The organism is Pandoraea sp. B-6, assembly GCF_000282835.1.
Taxonomy (GTDB): domain Bacteria; phylum Pseudomonadota; class Gammaproteobacteria; order Burkholderiales; family Burkholderiaceae; genus Pandoraea; species Pandoraea cepalis.
This window is the reverse complement of sequence record NZ_KB290548.1, coordinates 279-4,587: the sequence shown is the minus strand read 5'-3', so window position 1 is coordinate 4,587 and position 4,309 is coordinate 279. Positions and strand designations below refer to the sequence as shown.

At 63.1% G+C, this 4,309-nt stretch carries 6 protein-coding genes; 4 read left to right on the top strand and 2 right to left on the bottom strand.

What is annotated here, in order from left to right:
• Both A985_RS27190 and A985_RS0119205 read right to left on the bottom strand, forming a co-directional pair.
• A partial coding sequence (locus A985_RS27190) for a collagen-like triple helix repeat-containing protein (RefSeq protein WP_017235002.1) occupies positions 1-1,083 on the bottom strand: 1,083 nt, incomplete at its 3' end.
• Positions 1,084-1,111: 28 nt separating this feature from the next.
• Positions 1,112-1,432: a hypothetical protein gene (locus A985_RS0119205; protein WP_017235001.1), complete on the bottom strand. Its 321-nt coding sequence runs from the start codon at positions 1,430-1,432 to the stop codon at positions 1,112-1,114.
• A 924-nt stretch (positions 1,433-2,356) separates the two neighbouring features.
• On the opposite strand from A985_RS0119205, the gene A985_RS0119200 reads away from it, so the two are divergent.
• The 4 genes from A985_RS0119200 to A985_RS0119185 all read left to right on the top strand — a co-directional run bounded on the left by A985_RS0119200 (position 2,357) and on the right by A985_RS0119185 (position 4,069).
• Positions 2,357-2,542, top strand: coding sequence for a Flp family type IVb pilin (locus A985_RS0119200; RefSeq protein WP_017235000.1), 186 nt, complete (start codon positions 2,357-2,359; stop codon positions 2,540-2,542).
• A 145-nt stretch (positions 2,543-2,687) separates the two neighbouring features.
• Complete coding sequence (locus A985_RS0119195) at positions 2,688-2,888, top strand: Flp family type IVb pilin (protein ID WP_017234999.1); 201 nt, start codon at positions 2,688-2,690, stop codon at positions 2,886-2,888.
• A gap of 13 nt (positions 2,889-2,901) precedes the next feature.
• On the top strand, positions 2,902-3,381 hold the full coding sequence (locus tag A985_RS0119190; RefSeq protein WP_017234998.1) for a prepilin peptidase: 480 nt from the start codon (positions 2,902-2,904) through the stop codon (positions 3,379-3,381).
• A 211-nt stretch (positions 3,382-3,592) separates the two neighbouring features.
• A complete protein-coding gene (locus A985_RS0119185; RefSeq protein ID WP_026132154.1) occupies positions 3,593-4,069 on the top strand; it encodes a TadE/TadG family type IV pilus assembly protein in 477 nt (158 codons plus the stop codon).
• The last annotated feature ends 240 nt before the right edge of the window (positions 4,070-4,309 follow it).

Here is a 4,309-nt window from a genome sequence, read left to right as displayed (position 1 = left end):
GACCGGAGCCAGCGGGCCGGCGCCAGCGCCACCACCGAGGCCACCGGGCAGCCCGCCAAGGAGCGAGGTGAGCGGGGCGAGGGGGTTGGTGCTCGTCGGGGTGCCGTGGACCGCGCCGCCCAGGCTGGCCACCGTGTTACCCACGCCCGCCACGATGCCGCCGACGTCCGTGGCCACCGGATTGTTGAGCTGACCGGCGATCTGCGTGCCGACACCGGCCAGGCCGCCGCCGATTTGCGCCAGCAGTCCGGAAACCGGTGTGCCGAGGCCTGTCGTGTTACCGACCGTTTGCGTGGTATTGGTCACGACGTTCGTGATCGGCGTGATGGCCGACGAGAGCGATGTGGTCAGTTGCTGCACCGGGCCGCTCGTGATCGTCTGCGTCAAACCGCTGCCGAGGCTTTGGCCTGCCATGCCTACCGACGTCACGACACCGCCAAGCAGCGTAGTTACGCCATTGACCGGCGTATTAGCCAGCGGACCGGTCTGCCCGAGGCCGGCGACGGCGCTACCCAGTTGCGTGCCGGCCGTGCCGAGGTCGGTGACCGCGCCGCCCACGCTGGCGAGCGTCGGATTGAGCGGATCGCTCACCGAACCCAGCTTGCCGAGACCGTTCGTGAGGCCATTGCCAAGGGTCTGCACAGCGTTGCCGGTCGAGACGGCGGCGCCGGCGAGACCACTTTGCGTTTGCGTGCTGACCAGCGGCAGTTGCGTGCCGGCCAGCGTGGTGCCCAGATCGCTAACGGTCTTGCCGACTTGCGTCACGACACCCGTGCTCGCAGTGGCGGCCACGGTGCCGATCGGGTTGGTCGCGGCGCTGCTTCCGGTGCCGCCGTTCCCGCTGCCGTCTCCATTGCCGCCGCTTCCGTTCCCACTTCCGCCGCCGCCATTGCCGCTGAGGCCCGAACCGTCGGTCACCGTGCCGGCGCCCGTTCCGCCGCCGCCGCCGCCGGTGCCGGCGCTGGTGCCGCTATCGCCGAGCGACCCGCTGGTTCCGCCGGAGCCCGAACTCGCGCAGCCGGTCATCGTGACGATCGCGAGCAGGCAGGCGGAAGCGAGAAGATGGCGTTGAATGTTTTTCATGATGATGTCCTCTGGTCTGTATCGTTGGTCAGGCGAGCGCGTCTTGCGCTGCCAATCGGCTGTTCATGCGTTGTGCGATGAGTGCGAACAGGAGCGCGTTGACGATCGCGCTATCGGGGCCCGTCATCGCGTGGGCCGAATGCGTGTGGTCGGCGCGAGCGGCGATGGGCGAATCGGTCGGTGTGGCGGTGGCGCGTACGCCACCGCCTTCTGCACCGCCCCTCCCTGGGCTTGCGCCTCTACGATCGTTCTCGGCAGCAGCGCTGCGCTGCGTTGCCGCGATGCGTTGCTGCCCGCCAGACAGGACGGCGGGGCGCGGCATCGTTTGATTGGTATTGCCAATGATCATGGTGTCCCCCGGTGATCTTCAGCGTTGCGATGCAGGGATATCCGCAAGAGCTGTGCCAATCGCCAAGGCTGGGTTTGAATAAAACTTCTAGTTTTTCCGGAGGCGGGCTGGAAAGCCTGTATTTACTTGCGTTTCGGAAAACAAGAATCTTTCGGATCGAGAGATCGACCGTCTTCGGAAGGGGGATGGGGCAGGGTTAACGCCATCGAAAAATGAGCGGTTTTCGTCGAAATGCCGTTCCCGTTACGGGGGTGTTACGGGGAACGTTACGTAACGTTCCCGGCGAGACCGGTGTCGGTGTCGTGTAGAAATACGAAGTAAATTGCCAAGCCATGCGACGCTTGAGCGTGCAAGGCGCGCAAAGGCTGGATGCTGGCGTGTCGCGGCGCTGGCGAGCCGAATCTCGTTTCTGGGCGAGGCGCGTGTCGGGGGATGTCGGGAGGCGGGGGTGTTGAACGAAGTGCAACGGTGATCAACAGCGACAACACGGGGTGAATCCGTTGAATCAGATGAATCGATATTTAGCGGCGTGCTACAGGTATTGCGCGTGCACGTGTGGCGTGACACCCATCATGGTTTTCCCTCGCGGGCGTTGGATTATCTGGATTTGGAGTATTGTTTGATCCATCGATGTAACGCTTTCTTACATTCTCCAGGGTGATTGGAAGCAAGACTCTAGTTTTTGTTTGCAGGTTTAAATTAGCATCGAAAAAAAGCGTACGCCGCGACAAAAGCGGTATCGACAAGCGTAGAAATATTGGCGTACAACGCAAAAGGGGTTCGCAAGCCTGATGGCGCAACGAATCCGAGGCCGAACTCAAGCATTGATAAGCGATATGGCGCACGTGCGTCGGCGACCGAGAGGCCGTCAATGTTCCGTTGTGTCCGAACGGGCGCTTGGCGCCTTTTTAGTGGGAGCGTGATATGAAACTCGGCAATCGCATTCGACTGTTTGCTCGCGACGAACGCGGGGTCACGGCACTGGAGTACGGCATTCTCGCCGCGATCGTGGCCGTGCTGATCGGTGGCGCGGTTTATACGAACCTGTCAGGGGTATTCACGTCGGTATTTTCGAAGATCACGTCGGTCGTCACGAACGTCGGTTCATGACGTTCCGGCATCGCGACCTGTTTGGCGCCGGCGTGAGCGTGGTGGCACGGGGGGCGAGATTGTGGTTGGCAATATTGGGAAGGACACCGTAATTTTCTGGCGTCCTTCAGGGTGGCAGGCGGCAGTATTCGCGAGGACGCGAATCATGCGGGCAAAGCGAACAGGGGAGGCCGGACGGCAGCGCAGCCTGTCCCGGCAGACAGGGGTCACGGCGCTGGAGTACGGCATTCTGGCCGCCATCGTCGCCCTCTTGGTCGGCGCGACGGTGTTCACCAATTTGACGACCGTGCTCACGAATGTGTTCAGCAACCTCACGTCGGTCGCAACGTCCGCCGTGAATCACTGACGCGAGACGCAACGTGCTCACCTTGCTGTGGCTGTTGTGCCTGCCGATCGTGATCACCGATCTGGTCGCGCGCCGTATCCCGAATGTCTGGCTGTTGGGCGTAGGAGGGCTGGCACTGATCTGGATTGCATGGCGAGCGTGGCATGGCGAGCCTCGGGTCATGTGGGTTCACGGGCTCGGCGCGCTGTTGGGATTGATCGCACTGCTACCTTTTTGGTGGCGCAACGTGATGGCGGCGGGCGATGTCAAGCTTTTCGCGCTGATTGGGCTGGTGGCGGGGTATTCCGCGCTGCTGCCGGTTTGGTGCCTGGCCAGCGTGGCGGCTGGGGGGCATGCGCTGGTGTTGTTGACCTTGCGGTTGAAGTGGCTATCGCGATGGTGCGATGGCCTGAGCGCTTCCACCGCCTGGCAACGCGTTCTGCAGTGGCGAGCCGGACGCATCGGATTGCCCTACGGGGCCTATCTGGCAGCGGCGGCGCTTGTAGTGCGGTAAGTGCGGTCGTAACAAAGGTTGCATTGAGTCAGGCAGCGGCAGGTCGTGCGGGTCTCCACGACACATGCCACAGGTGAAGACAGGCAATGACGAGTGCGGCGGCAAGCGGCACCGAAATAACGAGAGGCGCGGGCGACGCCGCGCAAATTAGTATGACCAATGCGTCGCCAAACACGGCCACACAGTGCCGTGAGCGACGGGGAGCATCGTCATGAAGCGGTTTGGGGCACGGGCAGGGTCAGGGTTGCGAGGCACGCGCTCGCGTGGCGTCGCCGCGCTGGAATTCATGCTCATCCTGATGATCCTGCTGCCCGCGTTCTATGTTGCCGTCGCGTTCTCCATCACCATTCTTGCCCGGCAGATGCTGACGCAGGCCGCCTCCGAGGCTGGCCGCGCCATGCTGCGCGCCGGCACCATGGCGCAGCGCCAGGGATACGCCACGCAGGCGATCAACACCACGTTGACCTGGCCGTCGGCGTCGGCGGTGAGCACCGGTTTTACGCCCGACGCGACCTACCCGTGTCCGGCGTCGGGCACCAGCGCCAGTTCGCAATGCATCGTTCACGTCACGTTGACGCTGACCCAGCCGATGACCGTCAATTGGCCGGGGCTGGGAGCGCTCGTGCCGCAAAACATTGTCGGGACGGCCGCGATCACGCTCGACACATCGACGTTGGGCGGCAGCTAAATGAGAGACGCGAGCATTACAGGAGAGCGGCGCGCAGGTGCCACGAACATTCGCCCCGAGCGCCCAAATGAGATGTGCGGTTATGCCAGGTTGTCATGCCGTCGGTTCGCCGGCGTCCCGCAAGTTGTGACTGAACGGCCTTCAGGCCCCAAGCCATGAACAAAGCCACCAAGATTCTTGCTGCTGTGTTGGTTGTCGCCGGTGTGTTGCTCGCGCTGTTCGCGCTGCGTCTCGGCACGT

Coding starts and splice junctions, on each gene's coding strand:
- A985_RS0119200 (WP_017235000.1), top strand. CDS start 2,357: ATGAAACTCGGCAATCGCATTCGACTGTTTGCTCGCGACGAACGCGGG.
- A985_RS0119205 (WP_017235001.1), bottom strand. CDS start 1,432: ATGATCATTGGCAATACCAATCAAACGATGCCGCGCCCCGCCGTCCTG.
- A985_RS0119185 (WP_026132154.1), top strand. CDS start 3,593: ATGAAGCGGTTTGGGGCACGGGCAGGGTCAGGGTTGCGAGGCACGCGC.
- A985_RS0119195 (WP_017234999.1), top strand. CDS start 2,688: ATGCGGGCAAAGCGAACAGGGGAGGCCGGACGGCAGCGCAGCCTGTCC.